The 25,154-nt window shown below is 70.6% G+C and carries 24 protein-coding genes and 2 pseudogenes; 14 read left to right on the top strand and 12 right to left on the bottom strand.

Annotation, left to right across the window (positions count from 1 at the left end; all coding sequences use genetic code 11):
- Positions 1–2: 2 nt before the first annotated feature.
- Entirely contained in the window at positions 3–1,106 is a 1,104-nt protein-coding gene (locus tag ABT254_RS06630; RefSeq protein WP_351464506.1) for an ABC transporter substrate-binding protein, read from the bottom strand.
- A 274-nt stretch (positions 1,107–1,380) separates the two neighbouring features.
- Between ABT254_RS06630 and ABT254_RS06625 the strand changes: the two genes are divergently transcribed.
- Positions 1,381–2,361, top strand: a complete 981-nt coding sequence (locus ABT254_RS06625; RefSeq protein ID WP_351464503.1) for a threonine ammonia-lyase — start codon at positions 1,381–1,383, stop codon at positions 2,359–2,361.
- On the opposite strand, the gene ABT254_RS06620 is transcribed toward ABT254_RS06625, so the two are convergent.
- Positions 2,322–2,825 carry a nuclear transport factor 2 family protein gene (locus tag ABT254_RS06620; protein WP_351464500.1) on the bottom strand — a complete coding sequence of 168 codons (504 nt, stop codon included), beginning with the start codon at positions 2,823–2,825 and terminating at the stop codon, positions 2,322–2,324. The genes ABT254_RS06625 and ABT254_RS06620 overlap by 40 nt on opposite strands.
- 114 nt (positions 2,826–2,939) lie before the next feature.
- Here ABT254_RS06620 and ABT254_RS06615 point away from each other — a divergent pair, with 114 nt between their 5' ends.
- Positions 2,940–3,548 (top strand): TetR/AcrR family transcriptional regulator, encoded by a 609-nt coding sequence (locus ABT254_RS06615; protein ID WP_351464497.1) that lies wholly within the window; start codon positions 2,940–2,942, stop codon positions 3,546–3,548.
- 210 nt (positions 3,549–3,758) lie between these two features.
- Here the strand turns inward: ABT254_RS06615 and rox are convergent, their stop codons facing one another.
- Positions 3,759–5,189, bottom strand: a complete 1,431-nt coding sequence (rox, locus tag ABT254_RS06610) for a rifampin monooxygenase (RefSeq protein WP_351464494.1) — start codon at positions 5,187–5,189, stop codon at positions 3,759–3,761.
- Positions 5,190–5,393: 204 nt separating this feature from the next.
- Between rox and ABT254_RS06605 the strand changes: the two genes are divergently transcribed.
- Positions 5,394–6,389 (top strand): Gfo/Idh/MocA family protein, encoded by a 996-nt coding sequence (locus ABT254_RS06605; protein WP_351464491.1) that lies wholly within the window; start codon positions 5,394–5,396, stop codon positions 6,387–6,389.
- A 1-nt stretch (position 6,390) separates the two neighbouring features.
- Here ABT254_RS06605 and ABT254_RS46505 read toward each other — a convergent pair.
- Positions 6,391–6,516 (bottom strand): annotated as a pseudogene (locus ABT254_RS46505) (dihydrofolate reductase family protein); the annotation flags it as partial.
- A gap of 91 nt (positions 6,517–6,607) precedes the next feature.
- On the opposite strand from ABT254_RS46505, the gene ABT254_RS06595 reads away from it, so the two are divergent.
- The 3 genes from ABT254_RS06595 to ABT254_RS06585 all read left to right on the top strand — a co-directional run bounded on the left by ABT254_RS06595 (position 6,608) and on the right by ABT254_RS06585 (position 9,790).
- Positions 6,608–7,564: a GlxA family transcriptional regulator gene (locus ABT254_RS06595; protein ID WP_351464485.1), complete on the top strand. Its 957-nt coding sequence runs from the start codon at positions 6,608–6,610 to the stop codon at positions 7,562–7,564.
- 122 nt (positions 7,565–7,686) lie between these two features.
- The gene (gap, locus tag ABT254_RS06590) at positions 7,687–8,685 is read left to right on the top strand and encodes a type I glyceraldehyde-3-phosphate dehydrogenase (RefSeq protein WP_351464482.1); all 999 of its coding nucleotides are present in this window, start codon (positions 7,687–7,689) and stop codon (positions 8,683–8,685) included.
- A gap of 145 nt (positions 8,686–8,830) precedes the next feature.
- The gene (locus ABT254_RS06585; RefSeq protein ID WP_351464480.1) at positions 8,831–9,790 is read left to right on the top strand and encodes a hypothetical protein; all 960 of its coding nucleotides are present in this window, start codon (positions 8,831–8,833) and stop codon (positions 9,788–9,790) included.
- A gap of 22 nt (positions 9,791–9,812) precedes the next feature.
- On the opposite strand, the gene ABT254_RS06580 is transcribed toward ABT254_RS06585, so the two are convergent.
- From ABT254_RS06580 to ABT254_RS06565, 4 genes are all read right to left on the bottom strand, one after another.
- Positions 9,813–10,634 carry an SAM-dependent methyltransferase gene (locus ABT254_RS06580; RefSeq protein WP_351464477.1) on the bottom strand — a complete coding sequence of 274 codons (822 nt, stop codon included), beginning with the start codon at positions 10,632–10,634 and terminating at the stop codon, positions 9,813–9,815.
- A 191-nt stretch (positions 10,635–10,825) separates the two neighbouring features.
- Entirely contained in the window at positions 10,826–12,001 is a 1,176-nt protein-coding gene (locus tag ABT254_RS06575) for an alpha/beta hydrolase family protein (protein WP_351464474.1), read from the bottom strand.
- A gap of 118 nt (positions 12,002–12,119) precedes the next feature.
- Positions 12,120–13,304 (bottom strand): permease, encoded by a 1,185-nt coding sequence (locus ABT254_RS06570; RefSeq protein WP_351464471.1) that lies wholly within the window; start codon positions 13,302–13,304, stop codon positions 12,120–12,122.
- A 184-nt stretch (positions 13,305–13,488) separates the two neighbouring features.
- Positions 13,489–14,325, bottom strand: coding sequence for a DUF2182 domain-containing protein (locus ABT254_RS06565; RefSeq protein ID WP_351464468.1), 837 nt, complete (start codon positions 14,323–14,325; stop codon positions 13,489–13,491).
- A gap of 165 nt (positions 14,326–14,490) precedes the next feature.
- Here ABT254_RS06565 and ABT254_RS06560 point away from each other — a divergent pair, with 165 nt between their 5' ends.
- Both ABT254_RS06560 and ABT254_RS06555 read left to right on the top strand, forming a co-directional pair.
- Positions 14,491–15,162, top strand: coding sequence for an enoyl-CoA hydratase-related protein (locus ABT254_RS06560; protein ID WP_351465567.1), 672 nt, complete (start codon positions 14,491–14,493; stop codon positions 15,160–15,162).
- A 96-nt stretch (positions 15,163–15,258) separates the two neighbouring features.
- Positions 15,259–15,861, top strand: a complete 603-nt coding sequence (locus ABT254_RS06555) for a methyltransferase family protein (RefSeq protein WP_351464465.1) — start codon at positions 15,259–15,261, stop codon at positions 15,859–15,861.
- A gap of 9 nt (positions 15,862–15,870) precedes the next feature.
- Here the strand turns inward: ABT254_RS06555 and ABT254_RS06550 are convergent, their stop codons facing one another.
- Positions 15,871–16,293, bottom strand: coding sequence for a winged helix-turn-helix transcriptional regulator (locus ABT254_RS06550; RefSeq protein ID WP_351464462.1), 423 nt, complete (start codon positions 16,291–16,293; stop codon positions 15,871–15,873).
- Positions 16,294–16,380: 87 nt separating this feature from the next.
- Here ABT254_RS06550 and ABT254_RS06545 point away from each other — a divergent pair, with 87 nt between their 5' ends.
- A complete protein-coding gene (locus tag ABT254_RS06545; protein ID WP_351464460.1) occupies positions 16,381–17,202 on the top strand; it encodes an NAD(P)H-binding protein in 822 nt (273 codons plus the stop codon).
- A 151-nt stretch (positions 17,203–17,353) separates the two neighbouring features.
- Here the strand turns inward: ABT254_RS06545 and ABT254_RS06540 are convergent, their stop codons facing one another.
- Entirely contained in the window at positions 17,354–17,932 is a 579-nt protein-coding gene (locus ABT254_RS06540) for a TetR/AcrR family transcriptional regulator (protein WP_351464457.1), read from the bottom strand.
- Positions 17,933–18,023: 91 nt separating this feature from the next.
- Here ABT254_RS06540 and ABT254_RS06535 point away from each other — a divergent pair, with 91 nt between their 5' ends.
- The 3 genes from ABT254_RS06535 (at position 18,024) to ABT254_RS06525 (ending at position 20,468) form a co-directional block, all read left to right on the top strand.
- On the top strand, positions 18,024–18,470 hold the full coding sequence (locus ABT254_RS06535; RefSeq protein WP_351464454.1) for an anthrone oxygenase family protein: 447 nt from the start codon (positions 18,024–18,026) through the stop codon (positions 18,468–18,470).
- Between the two features lie 132 nt (positions 18,471–18,602).
- Complete coding sequence (locus tag ABT254_RS06530) at positions 18,603–19,028, top strand: DUF4267 domain-containing protein (RefSeq protein ID WP_351464451.1); 426 nt, start codon at positions 18,603–18,605, stop codon at positions 19,026–19,028.
- Positions 19,029–19,592: 564 nt separating this feature from the next.
- Complete coding sequence (locus ABT254_RS06525; RefSeq protein ID WP_351465564.1) at positions 19,593–20,468, top strand: phosphotransferase family protein; 876 nt, start codon at positions 19,593–19,595, stop codon at positions 20,466–20,468.
- Positions 20,469–20,871: 403 nt separating this feature from the next.
- On the opposite strand, the gene ABT254_RS06520 is transcribed toward ABT254_RS06525, so the two are convergent.
- Positions 20,872–21,795, bottom strand: a complete 924-nt coding sequence (locus ABT254_RS06520) for an SDR family oxidoreductase (RefSeq protein ID WP_351464448.1) — start codon at positions 21,793–21,795, stop codon at positions 20,872–20,874.
- An 86-nt stretch (positions 21,796–21,881) separates the two neighbouring features.
- Between ABT254_RS06520 and ABT254_RS06515 the strand changes: the two genes are divergently transcribed.
- Positions 21,882–22,448, top strand: coding sequence for a TetR/AcrR family transcriptional regulator (locus ABT254_RS06515; RefSeq protein WP_351464445.1), 567 nt, complete (start codon positions 21,882–21,884; stop codon positions 22,446–22,448).
- A gap of 20 nt (positions 22,449–22,468) precedes the next feature.
- Here ABT254_RS06515 and pstS read toward each other — a convergent pair whose 3' ends face one another.
- Positions 22,469–23,614, bottom strand: coding sequence for a phosphate ABC transporter substrate-binding protein PstS (gene pstS, locus ABT254_RS06510; RefSeq protein ID WP_351464442.1), 1,146 nt, complete (start codon positions 23,612–23,614; stop codon positions 22,469–22,471).
- Between the two features lie 421 nt (positions 23,615–24,035).
- On the opposite strand from pstS, the pseudogene ABT254_RS06505 reads away from it, so the two are divergent.
- Positions 24,036–25,154, top strand: a pseudogene (locus tag ABT254_RS06505) (hypothetical protein); the annotation flags it as partial.

Genomic DNA, 25,154 nt, shown 5'->3' with positions numbered 1-25,154 from the left:
CCTCAGCCGGTGTGCAGGATCCGAAACCGATCGGGCTGCCCGGGATCCCGCTCGACGACCTGGATCGGGGGCTCGGCCCACTGCCACACGCCGATGGCCGGTACGCGGGAGAACCGGATCAGCCCGCGGGTGCCATCGACCGCGACCCGGGGCCAGGGCTCGGCGGTGCGCGTACGGTCCGTGCCGTGCGAGCGCAGCACATCGGCGAGGACGGCGATCGTGTCGTAGCCCTCGAAGCCGACGAAGGAGGGCGCTTCGGCCAGCCGTTCGCGAAGGGCCCTCTCGACCCGGGCACCGAGGGGGCTCAGGGGTTCGCGCAGGTAGCGCAGGAACGGAATCGCGGCGCCGTCGTCGCCCAGCAGCCTCGTCCATTCGGCGAACTCCGGCTGCCCGGCCGGGGCACCCATCATGATCCCGGAGAGGCGCTGGTCGCGGCGGACGGAGCGGACGATCGGCGCGGCGGGCTCCGGGTGGCCGACCAGAAGAAGGAGGGCCGTCGCGCGATTCCCGACGAGTTCGTCGCACACGGCCGCCGGGGTGAGCGCGCTCATGTCGAGCTCGACGACGGTGCCGCCGCGCGCGGCGAGATGCTCGCGCAGAAGGTGGGTCCCGGCGGCCCAGTAGACACTTTGCTGGGCCGCTACGGCGATACGAGTGTGGCCCGCGGCCAGCAGGAAGTCCGCGTAGGTCCGCCAGCCGCGCGACTGCGGCGGGGAGAGCCGGGCGACCCAACGCGTCGGCTGGTCGGTGAGCGCGTCGAGGACCGCTGACGAGCAGAGGTACGGCAGGCCGAGGGCGTCGGCCCTGGCGGCAGCGGCGCGAGCGACGACGCTGTGATACTCACCCGCCAGGGCAGCCACGCCCAGGCCGGCCAGTTCGTCCACGGCCGCCGCCGCCCTGTGCGGATCGGCCGCGGTGTCCCGGACGACCAGCTCGACTGGTCTTCCGCCGATCCCCCCGGTCTCGTTGACCTCGCGGACGCCCAACTCGAGCCCGGCGACTAGGTGTTGGCCTGCCTCGACCCAGCCGGGCCGAGTCAGCGGAGCGAGAGCGCCGATCAGGACGGACGATCCGCCCACTCCAGGTGCGGAAGCGTGCGTATTCATACGGCGTCCTCGCCCGAGCGACGAAGCGGCCGCAGTCGCTCAGGGCCGCGCGGGTTCATCTCATCCCGCCGCGGCGGGCGCACCTGGGTGATCATGCCGGCCATTGCATCCACCACCCTCGCGAACGGGCAACCGATTATCGCCCCGGGGGCCGACCGTACGCGCCGAGCACGGCCCGGACTCAGCCGGAGGCCCTGCGGAAACTCGCTCCTGGCGCTGGTCCGAGGCTGAGGTGACGGAAGGCGAGGACCAGGCAGGGCTACCCTGCCGTGTCATGCAGCAGACGCGCCTCGACACTGCCCGGATCAGGGCGGCCCGCCGCGTGATCGACCCCGTCTTCCTCGACACTCCGCTGTACCGCTGCGAGGCGCTGGAGATCGCCCTCGGCTGCACGGTGAGCATCAAACTCGAAACGGCGAACCCGGTCCGCAGCTTCAAGGCCCGCGGCACCGAGCTGGTCGCGAGCCTGCTCGCCGCCAAGGGCTCGCGGGCCGTGGTGTGCGCCAGCGCGGGCAACCTCGGCCAGGCCCTCGCCTGGTCCGGCCGCGGCCGCGGGCTCGACGTCACCGTCGTGGCCTCCCGCTTCGCGACCGCGGCCAAGCTCGATCGCATCCGCGCCCTGGGCGCCACGCTGGAACTGGTGGACGGCGACCACGAGTCGGCCCGCGCGCGGGCGGCGGCCATCGCGCGCCACGACGGCATCCGGTTGCTCGAGGACAGCCTGGATCTCGAGACCTGCGAGGGCGCGGCCACCATCGGCCTGGAACTGGTGGAGGCCATGCCGTCGTTCGACGCCGTCCTGATCGCTCTCGGCGGCGGGGCACTGGCCACCGGCGTGGGGCATGTGGTGAAGGCCCTGGCGCCCGCAGCCGAGGTGATCTGCGTCCAGCCGCTGGGCGCCCCGGCCATGACACGTTCCTGGCGCAGTCGGCGTGTCGTCACCACCGACTCGACGCACACCATCGCCGACGGCGTCGCCGGCCGGTGTCCCATCCCCGCCGTCCTCGACGACCTCCTGCTGGTCGCCGACGACGCCGTCCTGGTCCAGGAGACGTCGATCATCGCCGGAATGCGGATGCTTCTCGACCACGCCGGCCTGGTCGCCGAACCGTCGGCCGCGCTCGGCATCGCGGCCGTCCTCGAAGACCCCGACCGCTTCTCCGGCCGCCATGTGGTCACCATCGTGTGCGGCAGTAATGTCGACATGGACGCCTATCACCGCTGGATCGGTACGGCGCCCGGCAACGGGAGTTGACGACTGCCGGAGCCCCCCGGAGGGAGGCGTCTGCGCACGGCCGCGACCAGGGTGTCGAACTGCCCGCGGACTCGGGCGGCGGTGACATGGTCGAAGTAGTCGCGGGAGCTGACGATCTCGCCGTCGCGCACCCGAAGGACGAAGATGCCGGGCAGCGTGAACGCCTCTCCGGTCTCTTCGACCGTGCCCTGGTACTCGAACTCGGCGACGATGACCTCGGGGTCGGTCGTCTCATGGATCGTGATGCTGGCGGCCCTGCGGTGCAGCCGGGGGCCGCCATCGGTCGGCTTGAAGTGTTCGCGCAGTTCCTCGCGGGTGCGGAGCGCGGCGGCGCGGAGCGGGTCGAAAGGGTGCACGACATGGGTCTGCTCCGCGTACAGGTCGGGCAGGTCCTTCCAGTTGCCCTCCGCGACACCGTTCACGAGCGCGAGGAAAACCTCTCGCGGGCTGAGGACTTGGGGCATGGCGCTCTCCTGTCGTCTGTGCCGGCGTGCGATGGCATCGAAGTACTATCCGAAGTGCGGACTCCGATTATACGGAGTCGCGACTTCGGAAAGCGGCGGATGAGTGAAAGCGCGATGACCACCCCGGACAGCCCAGAGAACGGCGGCAGACGGCCGCTACGCGCCGACGCGCGCACCAACCGCGAGCGGATCCTGACCGTCGCCGAAGAGGTCTTCGGCAGGGGCGGAGAGTCCGCGTCCACCGAGGAGGTGGCCCGCCTGGCCAACGTCGGCATCGCCACGGTGTTCCGTCACTTCCCCACCAAAGCGGCGCTCCTGGAGGCCGTACTGGTGCAGCGTTTCGACCGCCTGCGGGCGCAGGCGGAAGCGCTGTTGCACGCCACGGACTCGGGTGCGGCGTTCTTCGACTTCTTCCGCCACCTGGTCGCCGACGCGACCGGCAAGATCGCCATCGGCGAGGCCCTCCAAGAAGCCGGCGGGGACGACAGCGGCGACGCCGCCCGGGCATCGGACGGACTGCGTCGCGCCGTCGGTGCGCTGCTTGCGCAGGCCCAGCGCGCCGGCGCAGTCCGGGACGACGCCGAACTGCCCGAGGTGTACGCCTTGCTCGTCGCCACCTCACGAGCCTCCGCACACGCCCGCATCGAGGAAGGGGTACGGAACCGGATGCTGGCCATCGTCTTCGACGGCCTTGCCCCGCCCCCGGCCCCGCGCCGCAGGTGAACACCGGGGCATGCGCTTGTCCCAGCCGCTCAGATCTCCACGGACTGACGTTCGGTGGGAGAGCCGCCCGGGGGCGTCACACCGGTGTACGGACGACCCGCCAGACAGGCGGTCAGGTCGGGCTCCTGGAATCTCGGCCGGGATGGACCGGAAAGGGCGCCAGGACTCGCCGTCCTCGGTGCAGGGTCGCTTCCGTCCCGGCGCCCGTGCTCACCTCACGGCCGCACCGAACCACGTGGGCAGCCGCCCGAGCAGCTCCCGCTGGTCGTCACCGACCCACGCCACATGACCGTCCGGCCGTAGCAGGACCGCCGGCACCTCCAGCTCCTGGCTGACGTCGACGACGTGGTCGACCCGGTCCGCCCAGCCCGCCACCGAGAGCCGCCCGGTCCGGTCGAGCAGCAGCCCGCGGCCGCGGTGCATCAACTCGTAGAGGCGCCCCTGCTTCAGCTGTACGTCCCGCATGCGCCGGCCGAGCAGGTCGTGGCCCTCACCGAAGTCGTAGCGGATCCCGATCGCGGTGATCTTCTCGATCAGGTACCGGTTCACCTCCTCGAAGTCCATCAGCTGCGACAGCAGCCGGCGCACCGCCCGCGGGCCGGGCTCGGTGGACATCAGCTCCATCTGCGCACGGGTGTTGTCCAGCACGTCGGCAGCCACCGGGTGGCGTTCGGTGTGGTAGCTGTCGAGCAGCCCCTCCGGTGCCCAGCCGACCACCTCGGCGGCCAGTTTCCAGCCGAGGTTGAACGCGTCCTGGATGCCGAGGTTGAGCCCCTGGCCGCCGGTCGGCGGATGGATGTGGGCCGCGTCGCCCGCCAGCAGCACCCGGCCCACCCGGTAGCGCTCGGCCTGCCGGGTGGCGTCGCCGAACCGGGACAGCCGGCGCGGGGAGTGCACCCCGAAGTCGGTGCCGGCGACCGTCCGCAGCCGTTGCTTGAACTCCTCGAAGGTCGGCGGAACCGTACGGTCCGCGGCCGGCCCTTCGGCGGGTACGACGACACGGAACACCCCCTCCCCGAAGGGCCCGACGCCGAACCGCTTCTGCGTCTTGCGGACCTCGGCCACCACGGCGGCCACCTCCTCCGGCGGCGCGGCGACCTCCATCTCACCCAGCAGCGTCTCGACCCTGCTGGGCTCGCCGGGGAAGCCGACACCGAGCAGCTTGCGTACCGTGCTGCGGCCACCGTCGCAGCCGACGAGATACCGCGAACGCAGCCGCGCGCCGTCGGCCAGTCGAGCGGTCACCCCGTCCTCGTCCTGGCTGAGCCCGGTCAGCTCGCAGCCGCGCCGGATCTCGGCGCCGAGCTCGATCGCGCGCTCAGCCAGCAGACGATCGGTGGTGGGCTGCGGAATGCCGAGGACATAGGCATGCGCCGAGTCCAGCCCCTGCGGCCAGGGCTTGTCGATGGCGGCGAAGAAGCCGCCGACCTTGTCGTGGCGCCGACCGTGCGCGAGGAATCGTTCCAGCAGACCGCGCTGGTCCAGCACCTCGATGCTGCGCACATGCAGACCGAGCGCACGCACATACGTGGGCGGCTCCGCCTCCCTCTCCAGGACCACCACGTGCACGCCGTGCAGACGCAACTCGGCCGCCAGCATCAACCCGGTCGGGCCGCCCCCGGCGATGATCACGTCGATCATGAATCCCCCTTGAACAAGGCTGCGTTTCCGCAGGTCCCGGCTTCGGCTGGAGATTCTGCGATACGACCGGGGCCTTGCCGCAAGGCCCCCTGTGCGCTATAAGTTGAGAGTGGCAAGGAGTGAATTACCCTCCTTGCCTTTGTTATTTGTCCTTACGGCTGCCTGCCGGGATCGTGGCGACGCACTACGGAAGGGCCCGAGCCCATGACAGGAACACGCCCCGTCCGCTGGGGTGTCCTCGCCACCGGTGGCATCGCCCACACCTTCGCCGAGGATCTGCGCCTGATACCCGACGATGCCGAACTCGTCGCCGTGGGCTCCCGCAGCGCCGATGCCGCCCACAGATTCGCCGAACGGCACGGCATGGCCCGGGCCCACGGCAGCTGGCAGGGCCTGGCCGAGGATCCCGAGGTCGACGTCGTGTACGTCGCCACCCCGCACTCGGCGCATCGCGCGGCGGCCGCCCTCTGCCTGGAGGCCGGAAAGGCGGTGCTGTGCGAGAAGCCGCTCACCCTCAACCTCGCCGAGGCACAGGACCTGGTGACGATCGCCCGCAAGCGGAACGTCTTCCTGATGGAGGCGATGTGGACCTACGTCAATCCCGCCGTGCTGCGGATGCGGGAGCTGATCGCCGACGGAGCGATCGGTGAAGTCCGCTCCGTCCACGCGGACTTCAGCATCACCGTGCCCTACGACGCCGCACACCGTCTGCACGACCCGGCCCAGGGCGGCGGCGCCGTCCTCGACCTCGGCGTCTACCCCGTCTCCTTCGCCCACCTGCTGCTGGGCGCCCCCGACGCCGTCTCGGCCTGGGCGCACCTGAACCCGCAGGGAGTCGACGACAACACCGGCATCCTGCTCGGCTACGACAGCGGAGCCGTCGCGGTGCTCTCCTGCTCTCTCGGCACCCAGACGGCCCAGCACGCCTCGGTCAACGGCACCCTCGGCCGCATCGAGTTCGCCCGCGACTTCTTCCACGCAGGCGGCTTCGCCCTGCACCGCCAGGGCCACGAGCCCGAGGAGATCCGCCTGCCCGACTCCCCGGGCAACGGCTACACCCACGAGGCACGGGAGGTGGCCCGCTGCCTGCGCGCCGGCCTCACCGAGTCGCCGTACGTCCCGCTGGACGGCACTCTCGCGGTCATGGCGACCCTGGACGCCGTACGCGCGAGCATCGGAGTGCGCTACCCGGGCGAGTAAGTCACCTCACCAGGCGGTACTTCACGTGGGTCGCGAGGGGTGTGTCGACCACGCGGACCGGCTCGAGGCCGCCCCGCACGGCGCCCAGCCCGTCGAAGAGCCGCAGCCCGTCACCGAGCAGGGCGGGACATTTCCCGGTCGGCGGGCCGCTCGCCCCGCGCCCGGCACAGCCGGCGCAGATGACCGGGCCCGCCCCGCCGCCCTCGTACCCTGGTCCCGTGTCCACCGCCCGCCTCCACCGCGTCGCCGTCCTGGTCCTCGAAGGCGCGAAGCCGCTCGATGTCGGCATTCCCGCGCAGGTGTTCACGACCCGCGCGAGCATGCCGTACGAGGTGCGGGTGTGCGGGGCGGCGCCCGGTCTTGTGACCGGTGGCGACGGGCTGGCGTACCACGTCGCGGACGGACTCGACGCGCTCGCCTGGGCCGACATCGTGTTCGTGCCGGGCTACCGGTTCCCGGACCGCGAGGACCCGCCGCGGGCCGTCGTCGACGCGCTGATCGCCGCCCACGAGCGGGGCGCGCGCCTCGCCGCCATCTCCACCGGCGCCTTCGCGCTCGCCGCCACCGGCCTGCTCGACGGCAAACGCGCCACGACGCACTGGCACTACACGCGGGCCCTCGCCGAGAAGCATCCGCTGGTCCAGGTCGACGAGAACGTCCTGTTCGTCGACGAGGGCAGTGTGCTCACCTCGGCCGGCGCCGCCTCCGGCATCGACCTGTGCCTGCACATCCTGCGCGGTGACCTCGGCGTGGCCGCCTCCAACCACGCGGCCCGGCGCCTGGTCGCGGCCCCCTACCGCAGCGGCGGCCAGGCGCAGTACGTGCCGCGCAGCGTTCCCGAACCGCTCGGCGAGCGCTTCGCCGCCACCCGCGAGTGGGCCCTGCACCGGCTCGACGAACCCCTCAGCCTCGACGCCCTCGCCCAGCACGCCGCGGTCTCACCGCGCACCTTCTCGCGGCGCTTCGCCGAGGACACCGGATACACGCCGATGCAGTGGGTCATGCGCGCCCGTATCGACCTGGCCCGTGAGCTGCTCGAACGCTCGGAGCGTAGCGTCGAGCAGATCGCCAATGACGTGGGCCTGGGCACCGGGGCCAATCTGCGCCTGCACTTCCAGCGCATCCTGGGAACCACGCCGAGCGAGTACCGGCGCACCTTCACCCGAGGCGAATAGCCAGGTCAGGCTCCTGGCGCGATCCTTTCGAACCATGGCGCTCACGCCACGGCCACGCACGGACCCCGCACGCCAGGCTGGTGGTGAACCCAGACGAGCCGCAGAGACACCAAGGGGTAGTCATGACTCGCGTCGCCATCAACGGATTCGGCCGCATCGGGCGCAATGTGCTGCGCGCCCTGCTGGAACGCGACAGCAGCATCGAGATCGTCGCCGTGAACGACCTCACCGAGCCCGCCACCCTCGCCCGGCTGCTCGCCTACGACTCCACGGCCGGCCGGCTCGGCCGCCCGGTGACCGTAGAGGGAGACACCCTCGTCGTCGACGGCCGGCGCATCAAGGTCCTCGCCGAACGCGACCCGGCACAGCTGCCCTGGGCCGAACTCGGCGTCGATGTCGCCCTGGAGTCCACCGGCCGCTTCACCTCGGCCAAGGCCGCCCGCGCCCACCTCGACGCGGGCGCGAAGAAGGTCCTGGTCAGCGCACCGTCGGACGGCGCCGACGTCACCCTCGCCTACGGCGTCAACACCGACGCGTACGACCCCGAGCTGCACACCGTCGTCTCGAACGCCTCCTGCACGACCAACGCGCTCGCCCCGCTCGCCGCCGTCCTCGACGAACTCGCCGGCATCGAGCACGGCTTCATGACCACCGTGCACGCCTACACCCAGGAGCAGAACCTCCAGGACGGCCCGCACCGCGACGCCCGCCGCGCCCGCGCCGCCGGCATCAACATCGTGCCCACCACGACGGGCGCCGCCAAGGCGATCGGCCTCGTGCTGCCCGGCCTCGACGGCAAGCTGTCGGGCGACTCGATCCGCGTCCCGGTCCCGGTGGGCTCGATCGTCGAGCTGAACACCACCGTCGCCCGGGACGTCACCCGGGACGAGGTCCTGGCCGCCTACCGCGCCGCTGCCGAGGGCCCGTTGGCCGGCGTCCTGGAGTACTCCGACGACCCGCTGGTGTCCTCCGACATCACCGGTAACCCGGCGTCCTCCATCTTCGACTCGGCCCTCACCCGCGTCGACGGCCGCCACATCAAGGTGGTCGCCTGGTACGACAACGAGTGGGGCTTCTCCAACCGGGTGATCGACACCCTGGAGCTTCTCGCGGCCCGCTGACCGGCGCCGCGCCGCCCTCACCTCGGCCGTGGTGGGGGCGGCCGGCCGCGTCCGGGGCGGGATGCGACACCTGTGATGCGGCTGTGACGCGGAACTGTGGCCTCCACCACGGTCTGCCGCCCTCGGCCCCTGATGAGCTGGCCCCATGCGCGCAGCCGTCCCCCTCTTACTGCTCCTGGCCTCCACCCTCGCCCTCGCGGGGTGCGGGCAGCCGTCCGACTCGCCGACGCCCGAGGCCGGTCCCACCTCGTCGAGCGACCCGCGGTTCCTGCCGCTGGCCGCGTACGACATGTCCGACGCCGGACACACCGTCGGCACGGCCCGCTGGACGCTCGCCAAGCAGTGCATGGTCCGCCTCGGGTTCGACGACCTCAAGAACCTCGACATCGACCCCCTGCCCGACTGGCCCCGACGCCCGGCGGGCACCGGCGTGTTCACGGCCGTCGCCTACGCCGACGACGACTTCCGCTACGGCGTCCAGGACCCCCGGCAGGCCGCGCGCTACGGCTATCACGCGGCGCGGATCGAGTACGAGCGCCGCTACCCGCAGAGGACATGGACCCTCTCCCAATACCTCGCGCTCACCGGTGAGTTCTTCGGCGACGACCCGAAGTCCGTGCACGGCCACCGCATCCCGCGCCGTGGCTGTCTCGGCGAGGCGGACCGTGCGATCTACGGAAGCAACCCGCAGGACCGCAGGGACCCTGTCCTGGAACTGGAGTCCAAGAGTCTCCAGCAGGGCATGAAGGACCCCGCCTGGAAGAAGGCGGACCAGGCGTGGTCGGCCTGCATGCGCACAGCGGGCCACCACTACGCCACGCCCAGGGATGCCCAGCTCGGCGAGGACCGCCGGCGCGAGGAACTGAACGAACGACTGACCGCGCGGCCCAAGGACCCCGACGCGCCCTCGGCCCTGGAGAAGCAGACGGCGACCGCCGACGCCCGCTGCAAGCAGCGGACCGGCTACGTCCGCGCCGTCCACGCCATCGACGTACGCATCCAGAACCAGCTCATCGCCGAGAACCGGCCGAAGCTGGAGAAGCAGCGCCGCTGGAACCGCGAGGCCGTCCGCAAGGCCCACGACATTCTTGAGGGCCGGTCGTGACGACCGGCCCTCAAGGGCTGCCTCAGGGCTTCCGCGCCACCCCGCAGAACTGTGTCACGTCGACGATCTCGCCGACCTCGGGCTGCTGCGCACGCCAGCGCGAGCACGACACCACGCCCGGCTCCAGCAGTTCCAGACCGTCGAAGAACCGCAGCAGCTGCTCGCGGCTGCGGAGTTTCATCGGCGCCGAGCCCTGCTCGTTCCAGCTGGCCACCGCCGCCGTCATGGCCTCGGTGTGGACCTCGGCCGTGGGATGGGCGAGCGCCAGATAGCTGCCGGAGGGCAGGGCGGAGACGAGCCGGTCGACGATCTCGTACGCCTGCTCGTCGTCGCTGACGAACTGCATGATGCCCAGCAGCATGAGAGCCACCGGCTGTGTGAAGTCCAGCGTCCGGGCGGCGCCTTCGAGGATCGGTCCGGGTTCGTGGACGTCGCCGTCCAGATAGTCCGTGACGCCCTCGGGGCTGCTGGTGAGCAGGGCCTGGGCGTGCACCAGGACCAGCGGGTCGTTGTCCACGTAGACGATCCGTGTCGCGGGGGCCAGCCGCTGGGCGACCTCGTGCGTGTTGTCCGCGGTGGGCAGGCCGGTGCCCAGGTCGAGGAACTGGCGGATGCCCGCCTCGCCGACCAGATGACGCACCGCACGGCCGAGGAACGCCCGGTCGGCCCGGGCCGAGTCGACGATCTCCGGGAAGTACTCCAGGACTTGGTCGCCCATGGCGCGGTCGGGGGCGTAGTTGTCCTTGCCTCCCAGCCAGTAGTTCCACACACGTGCCGAATGCGGGGTGGTCAGGTCCAGCCGTGCCAGCACGGCCTCACGGTCGACGGCCGGTTCCTCGGTCATGGCACGCTCCTCGTCCTGGACCGGCGGCCCCCTCGACCACCGCCCCCTTGCGCCTGTGGGCAAGCGACAACGTAGCGGTCGGTATCGGTTCAGGCCACCGATTCCCCGGATCTTGACAGCTGCCGCTCAGCTCTCAGAAGTACCGCGCTTCCGGATGGCAGCCGGACGTCCCGTCCATCAGGCCGTCGTCGTCACGGCCGCAGCCAGCGGTCGAAGAAGGCGGCGACGTAGGCCCGTTGGGTGGTGATCGCGCACCGCGGGGCGATGGTGCCGATGTTCTCGACGACGGTCTTGCGGGGCAGGCCGAGCCGCCGGGCGATCTGCGGGATCATGGCTTCGGCGTCGGTGTACGTGGCATGTTGCGCGCCCCGCAGGCTCAAGCCCAGGTGCCGGCCACGGCTGTTGCGCCACAGGGCCCGCCAGGAGGGCACCGTGCTTAGGTCGTTGCCGTCTTTTCCGATCAGGAGGAAGGGGCGGTCGAGGCCCTCGGCGGCGACGGTGGACAGGTTGCCGGGGGTGCTGTCCTCCTGGACGTACGCGAGCACACCGTCCAGGTTGGCGGCTGCTGCGATGCGCGGGTCGTCGTGCATGGTCTGCAGGGCGGTGAAGCCGCCCGCCGACTGGCCGAACATGCCGATGCGGCCGAAGTCCAGTTCGCCGCACAGGACTTGGGGCAGCGCGCTCGGCAGTGCGTCGAGGAGGAAGCGCGTGTCGGCCACACGTACGGCCATGGTCTTGCGCAACAGGGCGGTGATGCGCTGCTGGTCCGGGTACGCCTTGGCGAACTCCGCGGGCAGGACGGAGCGTTCGACACGGCCGCCGGGGAACTCGACGGCGCAGGCGTCGTAGGTGTGATCGAGGGTCACCACGGCGTAGCCCCGGGAGGCGAGGTCGTCGCAGAGTGTGGTGCCCAGGGAGCGCGGGTCCCCGGCGCCGGGGGAGTAGCAGACGACCGGGAAGGGACCACCGTCCCGGGCGACCGGGGCGCCTTGGTGGGCGTGCGTGCGGGTGGCGGCCCAGTCGACCCGACTGCTCGGCACATCGATGAAGCTGTTCAGGGCCGCGAACCCGGCGGCCTCGCCGGGAAGCATCTGGGGCGCGGCCGGACAGCCGCCGACGGTCCGGGCCGGATAGCGGATGCCGACCATGAGCTCCCGGTACGGCCGCGACGCGACCCAGGGGTCGGCACGCGAGGCATCGACCAGCCGCAGCGAGACCGTCCCCACCGGGTACGGCCCGCTGGGCGCGGGCAGGCTCAGCCGCACCGGCCCGGCCGTGCGCGGCTCGGCGGCCGCGGCCCGCACCGGGACGACGGACACGGCGAGTGCTGCCATGGCCGACAGCATGGCGGCGCGACGGGTCTGCATGTCTGAACTCCCTTGTCCGTACGGGTGAAATGACCACGTCCAGACTTGTGGAGCGACCCGGTCGCCGACCATCCGGCAGGCCGGTCGACGCGCAGGGGGGTTATCCCACGGCCCCCTCTCACGTCTCACGCGGACTGTGGGTGTGCCCGTGCTCGTGCTCGTGTTCCCCGGCGTCGGGTGAGCCGCCCATCATCCGCAGCATGGCCGGGCCGCCGGTGCGCCAGAACCGGACGAGCAGGGTCGCGGCCGGCAGCAGGAAGACGAGATTGAGCCAGGTCGTGTAGTTCCAGGTGACCCCTTGCTCGGGGATCCTGGCATCGGCCTGGTCGGGGATCAGGCCGAGCCCGCCGAAGGCGAACTCGACGACGTATCCGGCGACGGCCGTCGCGGCGAAGAAGGTGCCCAGGAGGAAGACGGCCGTCCGGGCGCCGTAGTACTTCCGGTAGATGTTCAGGATGGGCAGGATCAGCAGGTCGGCGTAGATGAAGGCGATCACCCCGCCGAAGCTGATGCCGCCCTTCCACAGCACCACGGCCAGCGGCACGTTGCCGATCGAGCAGACGAACGTGGCGATGGCCACCAGCGGTCCGACCAGCGGGCCGATCAGTTTGGCGGCGAGCGGATGGTCCGCAAGGAAGAACGTGCGCCAGAAGTCGTCCGGCACCCAGGCCGCGATGGCCCCAGCGATCAGCAGCCCCGCCACCAGGTCCCGCAGGATCGCCGCCCACTCCATGACGAAGATGTGCGACACGGATGTGAAGCCGTCCCGGGAGAACAGGCGCCGGGCGAAGCCGCCCTCTGCCCGCACCGACATGTCCATGGCCGCGTGGCCCTCCATGGACCCGGCGATCCCGCGTTCCGCCTGCTCCCGCGCCCGGCTCAGCAGCCGCTCGCGCAGCAACAGGCGGAACAGCACGGCGAGTACGACGATCATGATCGGCCCGCCGACGTACTCCGCCGCCGTGAACTGCCAGCCCATGAGCAGCGCAAGGATCACGCCGAGCTCCACCACCAGATTGGTGGAGGCGATCTCGAACGCCATCGCCGCCGTGAAGTCGGCGCCCTTGCGGAACAGCGAACGGGCCAGGGCCACGGCCGCGTACGAACAGGACGACGAGGCCGCCCCCAGCCCCGCCGCCCGGGCGAGGGTGCGTGGCCGGTCGTCGCCCAGCAGCCGCACGACCGTCGACCGGCGCACCACCGCCTGCACCACGGCCGACAGGGCGAATCCCAGGATCAGCGCCCAGGTGACCTCCCAGGTCATCGACCCGGCGATGGACAGCGCATGGCCGATCGCTTCCACAGGGCACCTACTTCTTTTTTCGTCGGGTCCGGAACGACGTACCGCGATATGCCGATGTCCAACGGACGACGCTCGCCGCCATCATCGCGGGAAAATGGCAGCCGTCTCCCTCACGGAAGGAGACAAGCGGGCTTCCACAGCTGCCGACGGGCGCCCGGTGGGCGGGCCTTCGAGGGCAAGTGAGTCACATGCCGTCCATCGACGGCATCGACCCCTGCAGCCCCGGTAGCAGCCAGTCCTGGAACGGGGCGAGCACGGCCAGCACGAGGAAGGCGACACCCACGGCCCGCGCGAGCAGCGGACCACGGGACCACAGCTTCTCGACGAAGATCACCACCGCGAGCCCGGCCATCGCCGCCACGTTCATCACGCCGAGCGGGACCAGGACGACCATCAGTCCCGCACAGCAGCCCACGCAGTAGGTGCCGTGATGGGCCCCCACCCGAAGATCTCGGGCAGGCCGGCGGAACCCCGCGTAGTGCACCAGGTGGCCGAGGGGATCGCGGCAGTGCCGCAGACAGACGTACTTGAGGGGGCCGAGCTGATACAGGCCCGCGAGCAGGAAGGCCACCGAGCCGATCCAGCGGCCGGCGGTCGGATGATCGTCCACCAGACGGCCGGTGAGGGCGAGGGCCGCGTAGGCGAGCAGTCCGAACGCGGTCCACACCAGCAGATACCCGCCCACGAACTCGACGGTGCGCACGGTCCGCGTCCAGCCGGAGGACTGCCGGCCGATGCCCCGCACCCAGGTGATGGCCACCGGTGCCATGGACGGCAGCATCATGGCCGCCATCATCGTCACCCACAGCAGCAGGAACAGCGGCAGTGCCATCCCCATCGTGCCGGGCTCGACCCCCATGTCCCGGGCCTGCCCGATGGTCAGCGCCCAGGCGGGCACCGCGATCAGGACGACCAGAAGCCAGGCGACCGCCAGATCACGCGTCGGCAGCAGGCCCCCACCCGTTCCGGTCGGCGCGGGCGACCGGGCGGAAGCGAGGGCGGAAGTCCGGATGTGGCGCATCGGCGTGCTCTCCTGCAGACACTTCCAGGAGAGCACGCCACCGCAAGGGCTGCCAGCGCGACGAAACATGGGCGGTCGGCCACCTCTTGCACGTTCTACGACCGACCCGTAAGTTACCCATGGGTAGCAATGATGCCCGTGACCACCCAGCCCGAGGAAGCCGCCATGCCCGTACTGGACCGCCACGACGACGTCTACGTCCTCGAACTCGGAGACGGCGAGAACCGTTTCCACCCCGACTGGATCTCCGCCGTCGACGCCGCCCTGGACGAGGTGGAGAAGGCGGAGGGGCCCCGCGCGCTGGTGACCGCGGCGACGGGCAAGTTCTACTCCAACGGGCTCGATCTGGACTGGCTGTTCGCACACGCCGACCAGCACCAGGACTACGTCGTCTCCGTGCACGCGCTCTTCGCCCGGCTGCTGTCCCTGCCGGTGGTCACCGTGGCCGCACTGCAGGGGCACACCTTCGCCGCCGGAGCCATGTTCTCGCTGGCCCACGACTTCCGCGTGATGCGCGCCGACCGCGGCTTCTGGTGCCTGCCCGAGGCCGACATCAACATCCCCTTCACGCCCGGGATGTCCGCCCTCATCCAGTCCCGCCTGACGCCGCGGACCGCCCACGAGGCCATGGTCACCGCCCGCCGCTACGGCGGCCATGACGCGCTGGCCGCCGGCATCGTCGACCACGCCGTCGCCGAGGACGCCGTACGGACGACGGCCCTCGCTCTCGCGCAGCCCCTGGCCGCCAAGGCGGGCGACACCCTCGCCACCATCAGGACCCGTATGTACGCACCAGCTCTCGCCGCCCTGCGCGACACCGCCAACCCCCTGGGCTGACCGCACGGGCTCAGCCGCCTCAGCCCGTGGGTGGAGGCCTCTCCATCGACCCATGGGTGGTGGTGATCCACCGGGTGCGCGGAGCAGGCTTGAGGCATGGGTTCACTCCACTCGGCGCTCGTCGCTCTCACCGGTGTCTGCGTCCTGGTCTTCGTCGTGGCCTGGATCGCGGGCGCCGTCTACTTCGGCGCGAAGAGCCAGGCCGGCCTGCGCGGCTGGGCGCGCGGTCTGCGACGGACCTTGCCTCGTCGGCTTCTGCTGACAGTGGGCGCCCTCGCCCTGTCCACGCTGGTGCGCCACTCGCGGGGTTTCTGGCGGCATCTGCAGTTCTGGCAGCCCGAACTCGCCCTCCTGGGCGCCCTGCTCGCCGTCGCCTCCACCGCGTTGCTGCTGTGGGCCCGCTGGGTTCTGGGCACGATGTGGGCAAGCGTCCCGATGGTCCGGGACCACCACGAGCTGCGCACCGACGGACCCTACCGGCTGGTCCGCCACCCCATCTACACCGGCCTGCTCGGCCTGGTCACCGGCTCCATGCTCGCCTGTGGCTTCGGTGTCTGGATCGCCCTGATGGTGGTCTCCATACCGTGGCTGCTGCGCCGGGTCCGGGTCGAAGACGGCCTCATGGCCGGCCAGTTCGGCACGTCCTACGACGCCTACCGCGCCCGAGTGCCGGCACTGATCCCCCATCTGCGCCGATGACGACTCCCGTCAGTGGATGTCGTGGCCGGGATTGGCCCGGTCGTACGCGTGCCGCGCCTCGGCGATGACGGCACGGTGCGCAAGCGACCAGTCGGCGAGCGCCTTGACCAGGTGGGTCAGGCCGGCCCCCGTCTCGGTCAGACGGTAGTCGACCTGGGCCGGGACACTCGGGTAGACGGTGCGCAGTACGAGGCCGTCCCGTTCGAGCCTGCGCACGGTGAGGGTGAGCATGCGCTGGGAGATGCCGTCGATGGCGCGCTGCAACTCGCGGAACCGGCGCGGACCGCCCGCGAGTTCGACGATCACGAGCACCGACCACTTGTCCCCGATGCGGTCCAGGACGTCACGGATGCCGCAGTCGGGGTGGTCCTCGCGTCCGCAGGGCTCGAGGTCGGCGGGGGAGGTGGTTACCCCGGTGTGCGTGAGTGACATCGAACTGCCTTCTTGTGGCCGGTGGTTGTGCGGTCGAGGATCAATGGTAGTTACCGATGAGAACCACGACGGAAGACTGCGACTGACATGATCCTGGTGACCGGAGCGAACGGAAACCTCGGCGCGGCCACGCTTGCGGCCCTGCGTGCCCGTGACGTCATCGCGAGCGGCGGCAGCCGCACGCCGGGCCCGGGGACGCGGCACCTCGACTTCGACGACCTTGGGAGCCTCGATCTCACCGGTGTGTCGACCCTGGTGCTGATCTCCGCCGGTTACGGCGAGGACGACCAGGTCGTCGGGCGGCACGCGGCGGTGCTGGACGCCGCCGTCCGGGACGGCGTCCAGCACGTCGTCTACACGAGCTTGACCGGCGCCGGCGACCACCTGGGTTTCGCCCTCGCGCACCGGGCGACCGAACGCCTTGTCCGGGCAAGCGGCTTGCCGTGGACGATCCTGCGCAACGGCCTCTACGCCGAACTCTTCGGAGGTCTGCTCATGTGGGCCGGTAACGCCGTGGAGACGGCGTTCGGGGACGGCGCCCTGGCCGCCGTCGCGCGCGAGGATCTCGCCGACGCCGCGGCGATCGTCGCGTCGGATCCGACACATCACGGCGGGCGCGTCTACGACCTTGTCGGTACGCCGGTCACGGCGGGGCAGGTGGCCGGACGGCTCGGGGTCCCGCACCGCGCCATCAGCCTGGGCGAGTACCGGCGCAGACTGCTCGAGGAGACGCCGGGGCTGCTGCCGTTCCAGCCGCCCATGCTCGCCTCGATAGCCACGGCGGTCCGGCACGGCTTCCTGGACGGCACCACATCCGATCTCGCGGACCTCCTCGGCCACCCGGCCCGCGACCCGCTGGCCACGGCCGTTGCGGCCGCATCCGCCACAAGACCAGAACCAAGCCTCTAGCCGCGGACGACATTCCGATCCGTTCCGTGGGCCGAGCAGCTCGCTGATACGAGTACCTCCCGGCCAGGAAAGCGGACCGCGCCGCGTTGCGCCGGAGCAGGCGGCGGTGGAGGACCCAGAGCCCCGGCTGCGGGCCGGCCTGAACGACGGGTCAGATGACGGCGAGCCGGTCCACCAGCAGCTCCACCCTCTGTTCGGTGTCCTCCGGCGGCAGCCGTCCCTCTCGGGTCAGGGTGGCAAGGCCGTGCAGGGCCGCCCAGAACGTCTCGGTGTACAGCCCCGGTTCGACGCCGTTCCCGGCGACCTCGCCCAGGGTCTCCAGCAGGGCGGCGAAGGCGTCTTTCAGTGGCTCCGGGGTGTCGTCCTGCGCGTACGCAAGGCCGCCGTCGAGCTGGAACAAGGCGTCGTAGACCGCCGGGTTGCGCTCGGCGAACAGCAGATAGGCGCGAGCCAGCGCAGCGACCCGCTCGCGCGTGCCGTTCGCGGCAGCGGTCGCGGCCCGCACCGCGCCGGCCAGCTCGGCGGCACCCTCGAGCGCGACGGCGCCGATGATCTCGCGCTTGCCGCGGAAGTGGCTGTAGAGGACCGGCTGGCTGTATTCGATGCGCTCGGCGAGCCGGCGGGTGGTGACCGCGTCCCAGCCCTGCTGCTCCGCGAGTTCGCGGGCTGTCGCGACGATGAGGCGCTCACGCTCCGCCCGTTCGCGCTGCTTGCGTTCCTGTACCGACATGATTCGATCCTAGCACCGCTAGACAATCGAGCGGCAGTAGTACTAGCGTTGCCTCATCCGCTAGCAATGCTAGATTTCAGGAGGGGTCATCATGCTCACCGCACTCGAGGTCTTCACCACCGTGGTCGTCGGCGTGATGGTGGGGGTGGAGTTCTCCGTCGCCTTCGTCATCAACCGGATCCTCGACGCCCTCCCGGAGGACAGCGGCCAACTCGGCCATGCCCACGGGGGCCGGATGCTCGGCGCCGTCATGCCGTTCTGGTACATCGGCTCACTCGTCCTCGCCGGCATCTGGGCCGTCGCCGGGTGGCACCACCACGGGACCGGTCTCGTCGTCACCGCCGGCGCGCGGCTGATCCTCAGCGTGATCATGTCGATTCTGCTGCTCGTCCCGATCAACAACCGGAACAAGACGTGGACCCCTGACAACCGGCCCGCCGACTGGAAGCAGCAGCTGAACCGCTGGAATCGCTACCACTACGTCCGCGTCGCCGTGCTCATCGCCGCCTTCGCCCTGCTGGTCGCCGCCCTCGCCTGAGCCCGCGGGCTCACCCGCCCGCCCCTGACGGCAGTCGGCCGCCGAATCGCGACATCCGGAATGCGGCCACCGCAGGCTCCACGAAGCTCATCGAACTCAGCAAGCTGACGAAGACTCGCAAGGAGAAGAACAGTGTTACTGAAGAAGATCAACACCGTCCTGGTCGCCGCCTTCATCCTCTTCATCCTCTGGTTCGGAGGGGAGTTCATCCTGAGCCCGGAGACGACGGCGCCGACCTTCGGTCTGCCGAGCTGGCCGTCCGGCGACGGTGGCGGCTTCCTGATCATCAAGGGAATCCGCGACGTGGTCCTGGCCCTGGTCCTGGGCATCCTGCTGGTGACGGGCCAGCGTCGGGCGCTGGGCTGGGTGCTGATGGTGGAGGCCCTCGCCGCGTACGGCGACATGGCCACCGTGCTGGCCCACCACGGTTCCGTGGCCACGGCGCTCGGCGTCCACTGCCTGACCGCGACACTCATGGTGGTCAGCGGCCTGCTGATGATGCTCGAGACCGGCAAGGTCGCGGCCGCTCCGGCAATGCCCGCCCCGCAGCCCGCCTGACGCCACGCCGGCACACATGGGCATGCGCCTGCCGGCATCAGCCGCGAAAGGCGAGCACACGATCTCCATCCACTGGGCGACGGCCTGGGCCCGTATCCGCGAAGCACTTCCTCGCGGCGGACGCCCAGGCCTGGGGCGTTGAGCACCAGCGGATGCACGGCCTTGAGAACTCGGCGCCTCGTGGCGCGCACCCCCTGGTGACGGGTCGTCAGCCAGCCGGGGGCGGCCCCAGCCTCCAGCGGCGGAGCCCGACTCGTCGAAGGGAAGGGGCAGAGCGGTGCCCGAACGCGTCGAACAAGGCGCCGATGCACTGGTGTTGAGGGCTCTCACTCCAGTGCGGACGGCGACGGGGCAGGCCCCCGGGCGCCATCGGCGGAACAAACCGATCGCCTGGGCATCGCCGCTCCCGTAAGGTGCGCGGGTTGTCGTGACGAAGGGGCGGTTCGGGACGTGGAGCTCAGGGCAGCGACGCGGGAGCAGTTGGCGACTGCGGCGCGGGACGCGCTCGGCGCCGGGCGGCGGCTGGAGGCGGTCCGGCGGATCGCGGGCGGCAGCAAAAAGGGCGTGTACCGCCTGCTGATGGACGATGCGACGACCGCGATCGCCTACCTGTGGGACGACGCCGAGAACTACTGGCCGACGGTCGAGGGTGACGACGACCTCACCGACCCGTTCTCGCCCGGTCTCGGCCTCGACCTGTTCGAGGCCGCGCACAGGCGACTTGATGCGCTCGGCGTCAGCGTCCCGGCGATTCGACTGGTCGACCGCGACGGCACCCACTGCCCGGCCGACCTGGCGATCGTCGAGGACGTCCCGGGCGAGAACCTGGAGCAACTGCTCGCCCGCGATCCCCGCGCGGCTGCGCCGGTCATGACCCGGCTCAGGGAGGCGTTGGAGGCGATGCGGGGTCATCGGGCGCCCGGCTACGGCAAGGTGGCCGTGATCGAGGCAGGCGGAACGTCACGCGGAACGTCGTGCGAGGGCGTCGTACTGGAGCGGGCCCTGCGGGACCTCGCCGAGGCGGCGTCGCGCGACCCGCGGATCGCGACAGCCCGCGAGCGACTGGAAGAGCGGCTGCTGAGCCTGGCGGCGGCAGTCCGGCCGCGCTCGGAGTACGCGGTCGTACACGGCGAACTGGGCCCCGATCATGTGCTGGTGGACCCGGAAGGGAACCCGGTGGTGATCGACATCGAGGGCACGATGTACTTCGACGTCGAGTGGGAGCATGTCTTCCTGAAGATCCGCCTGCACGACGCCTACGGGCCGTTGGCGGCCGACGGGCTGGACGAGGACCGGCTCGCGCTCTATCTGCTGGCCCAGCGGCTCTCGCTGACCGCGGGGCCGCTACGGCTCCTCGACGGCGACTTCCCCGACCGGTCGTTCATGGCCGGCATCGCCGAACACAACCTGAGGCAGGCGCTGGAACTCGTCCGCACCTGAGCGCCCTTCGCCTCCTGGCCGGTCCTGCACCGCGCAGCGCTGCGGCCAACTGGTCGGCCGTGGCGACGTGTTCATCATCGGCACCGATCACCACGAGCGTCAGCGCCTGGGTGCGGTCGAGTGCTCCATCGGTGTGGCCACGATCGAATCCAGTACGTGCGGCAGGGCGACCGGATGCGCGCCACTGGACCGGAGCCACGGCCCGACCTGCTCGTCCGGCGAGCCCGGCTCGAACGAACCCGACCCGCAAGCTCACCCCACCGTCAAGGCCCGAGAAGTACGACACATCAGGATCCGGGATGCATCGGAGCGTATCCCCGGCCGGTCCACCGGAAGGCGGCGGTCAGTCCGGTCGCCACGCTTGCGGGCCTGTCCTCCGCCGGCCGCAGGCACGGCCGCGTGGTCAGGAGGCGGTGGCAGGGGTGTGGAAATAGTGGCCCTTTTCGAGGTCGTCGAGGAGGCCGGGGCCGGTGGGCTGCCAGTCCAGCAGTTCACGGGTCAGGGTGCTGGACGCCGGGCCGTCGAGCGCCAGGAAGCGGCCCAGCCACGCGAAGTGCTCCACCGCTGTCTCGGGAGCCACCGAGGCGACCGGTACATCGAGGTGACGGCCGATCACCTCGGCGATGTCGCGGATCGGGACGCCTTCCTCCGCGACGCCGTGCAGCACCGCACCCGCCGGGGCCTTCTCCACCGCCAGGCGGAACAGCCGTGCGGCATCGAGACGGTGGACGGCCGGCCAGCGGTTGGCGCCGTCGCCGATGTAGCCGGAGACACCCTTGGCCCGGGCGATGGCGACCAGGGTGGCCATGAACCCGTTGTCCCCTTCGCCGTGGCAGGTCGGAGACAGCCGCACCACCGATGACCGCACTCCGCGCGAGGCAAGCGCCAGCAACGACGTGGCGGTGGCCGACCGTATGGACACAGGCGAGCCGTCGACCGCGGGCATGTCCCGCTCGGTCGACACCTGCCCCGGCTTGAGGCCCACCAGCCCGGAGGCGAGGACGAAGGGACGACCGGTGCCGGCCAGCGCCTCGCCGAGGGTCTCGACGGCGCGGCGGTCGGCCTCGGCGGCGCCCTGGAAATCGCCGCTGAAGGCGAGGTCGTGCTTGAAGGCGAGGTGCACCACCCCGTCCGATGCGGCAGCGGCGCCGGCCAGGACGTCGAGGTCGTCGACGGTGCCGCGGACCACCTCGGCACCGGCGGCGGTGAGGGCGGCGGCAGAGGCGTCGGAACGGGCGAGCCCGACGACCCGATGCCCGGCGTCCAGGAGTTCGGGAACGAGGGCGGAGCCGATCCAGCCGGACGCGCCGGTCACGAAGATGCGCATGGGAGAGCCCCAAACTTGTCGATGTCAGTGACTGTCATCGACGCTAGCATGTGATGACAGAGACTGTCATCACGTAGGATCTGCTCATGGGTAGATGGGAGCCGAACGCGCGCGAACGCCTGGCGAAAGCGGCGTTGGAGCTCTACGGCGAGCGCGGCTACGAACAGACCACGGTGGCGGAGATCGCCCATCGGGCCGGTCTCACCGAGCGGACCTTCTTCCGGCACTACGCCGACAAGCGCGAGGTGCTGTTCGGCGGCTCCGGTGCGTTGCAGGAGCTGTTTGTGAACGCGGTCGCCGAGGCTCCGCAGTCCGCGGCCCCGATCGACGCGGTCGCGGTCGGCCTCGAGGCGGTCTCCGCCGAGTTCGTCGGCCGCCACGCACACGCCCGGCGGCGACACGCCGTCATCGTGGCGAACGCGGTGCTCCAGGAACGCGAGCTGATCAAGCTCGCCTCACTGTCCGCCTCACTCGCCGACGCCCTGCGCCGACGCGGCGTGCCGGAGCCGGCCGCAAGCCTGACCGCCGAGGCGGGGGTCGCCGTCTTCAAGATCGGCTTCGAGCGCTGGGTCGAGGCGGGCGAGGAACGCACGATGGCGGAGTTGATGCGGGAGTCACTGGACGAGCTCAAGGCCGTGACCGCGGGCGGCTGAAGCCTCGCGGTCCCGTCGGGTCACGACAGAGTGTTGATCTTGCTGCGGACCTGGTTCACGATCGCGGCCGGGAGCGTCGCGTAGCCCTCGAAGCTCAGGTCCTGCTGGCCCTTCACGCCGGCGATGTACGTGAGGAACGCCTTGGTGGCGGGCCATGTGGCCGGCTTGTTGCCCTTGTCGCAGACGATCTCGTACGTGACCATGTCGATCGGATACGCGCCCGGGGCCTTGGTGGCGTAGTCCAGCTCGAGCACGAGGTCGTCGCCGTTGCCGGCAACCTTGGCAGTGGAGATCGCTTTGGAGGCCGTGAAGACACTGGCGTTGACGGGAGTGCCGGCGCCGGTGTCGATCGAGACCGTGGGAATGTCTCGGGCGATCGCGTACGACAGCTCGACGTAGCCGATCGCACCCACGGTCTTCTTCACCTGGTCGACGAGGCCCGCGGACTTCTTGGCCGAATCGCCGCCCTGGGCCTTCCACTCCTTGCTGTGCCCGTGCGGCCAGTCGCTCGGTGCGGCGGCGCTCAGATAGGACGTGAAGTTGTCCGTCGTGCCGGAGGAATCGGAGCGGTGAGACGCGCGGATCGACGTCGACGGCAGCTTGGCACCGGGGTTCAGTTTCGCGATCGCCGGATCGTTCCACTTCGTGATCCGGGAGTCGAAGACCTTGGCGAGCGTGGACGCGTCCAGGACCAGCTTCCTGACTCCCGGCAGGTTGTAGCCGAGGGCGATGGGGCCGCCGACCACCGGCAGGTGGACGGCCTGGCCGCCGTTGGAGCAGACGCTCTTGGACTGGGTGATCTGCGCGGCGCTCAGTGCGGAGTCGGACCCCGCGAAAGCGGTTTTGCCCTGCAGGAAATCGGTCTGGCCGCTACCGGAGCCGTTGCCCTCGTAGCTGATCCGAGTGCCGGGGCAGGCGTGCGTGAAGGCCTTGATCCAGGACTTCATCGCGAACTCCTGCGCGGTCGAGCCGGAAGCCGACACATGGGCCGCCTTGCCGCACTTGACGCCGCTGGCGGCCGTGGTGGTCGGCGCGGCAGCCGTGGACGATCCGTCGGACGACCCGGAGCCGCCGCTCGAGCCGCAGGCCGTCACGAGCAAGGCGCCGGAAACAACCACCGAGCCGGCCGCCAGGGTGTGCAGCCTGCTCTTCCGCTGGGGCTTCACTCTTCGGTGCTCCTTGCTTGTGGGTGGCCGGGATCGGCGCAGCGGAGGGGTTGATGACCGTGGATCAGGTCACGGTCGCAGCCCGCACCTTCGAGGAACTATACGCACCAAAGCGGACATTTTCGGTTGATTGTCTTCTCGGGCTGGGGCTGTTTGCGGGGGCGGAGTGCACCGCTGGGGCGCGCCCCCGTTGGAACGTCGGTCGCCGGCTTCTGGACCCGGCCGCCTCATGAACCCGTACCGGCCGGCCCGGAGCTTCGCCGCCACCCGGGCCAACTGGCCTCCCGCGCTACACCATCCGGTGGCTTATGGACGTCAGAGCGTTATTCATGTCTCCGATTTTCTGATCATTCCACTATCCGGCTCTTGGTACTGACCGGCCGTCACGAAGCCCCGAACCGAGTCGAGGAGAGTGGAGAACATGACGAAATCGCCGCGATGGCGATCCGTCCTGACGCCAGCTGTCATGGCTGCCGCGCTTGGCGCTGCCGCGTTGTCGAACGCGGGAACCGCCTACGCCCAGGACCTCACCACCCCGCACCCGCCGTCCCCGGCACCGCCCGCTTATCCGGAACATCCGGGGAAGCCTGCGCATCCGGAGAAGCCCGCGTATCCACAGCAGCCGGAGAAGGCTGCATATCCCGACCATCCGGCGAAGCCCGCGTACCCTCAGCACCCGGTCAAGCCCTCGTATCCGGCGCAACCAGGGAAGCCTGCGTATCCGGAGAAGCCTGCTTACCCTCAGCATCCGGAGAAGCCTGCCTATCCGCAGCATCCGGTGAAGCCTGCGCATCCGGTGAAGCCTGCCTATCCCGCTCAGCCGGTGAAGCCCGCCTATCCTGCCCAGCCGGTGAAGCCCGCGTACCCGCAGAAGCCTGCTTATCCGCAGCATCCGGTGAAGCCTGCTTACCCGCAGCAGCCCGTGAAGCCCGCGTTCCCGGTGAAGCCTGCGTATCCGCAGCAGCCCGTGAAGCCCGCGTATCCGGAGAAGCCTGCCTATCCCGCTCAGCCGGTGAAGCCCGCGTACCCGCAGAAGCCTGCATATCCGCAGCATCCGGTGAAGCCTGCTTACCCGCAGCAGCCCGTGAAGCCCGCGTTCCCGGTGAAGCCTGCATACCCGCAGCAGCCCGTGAAGCCGGCGTTTCCGGTGAAGCCTGCATACCCGCAGCAGCCCGTGAAGCCGGCGTTTCCGGTGAAGCCTGCATACCCGCAGCAGCCCGTGAAGCCGGCGTTTCCGGAGAAGCCTGCGTATCCGGCCCAGCCGGTCAAGCCCGCCTTCCCGGAGCACCCCTCGAAGCCTGCGTTCCCGGAGCACCCGTCGAAGCCCGCCTTCCCGGAGCACCCTGCGAAACCGGCGTTTCCGGAGAAGCCTGCGTATCCGGCCCAGCCGGTCAAGCCCGCCTTCCCGGACCGCCCCTCGAAGCCTGCGTTCCCGGAGCACCCGTCGAAGCCTGCGTTCCCGGAGCACCCGTCGAAGCCTGCGTTCCCGGAGCACCCGTCGAAGCCTGCGTTCCCGGAGCACCCGTCGAAGCCTGCGTTG

This window comes from Streptomyces sp. NPDC001137 (assembly GCF_040298885.1).
In the GTDB taxonomy this organism is placed as follows: Bacteria; Actinomycetota; Actinomycetes; order Streptomycetales; family Streptomycetaceae; genus Streptomyces.
Note: the sequence above shows the minus strand (reverse complement) of the source record. Positions and strands in the feature narration are given on the sequence as shown.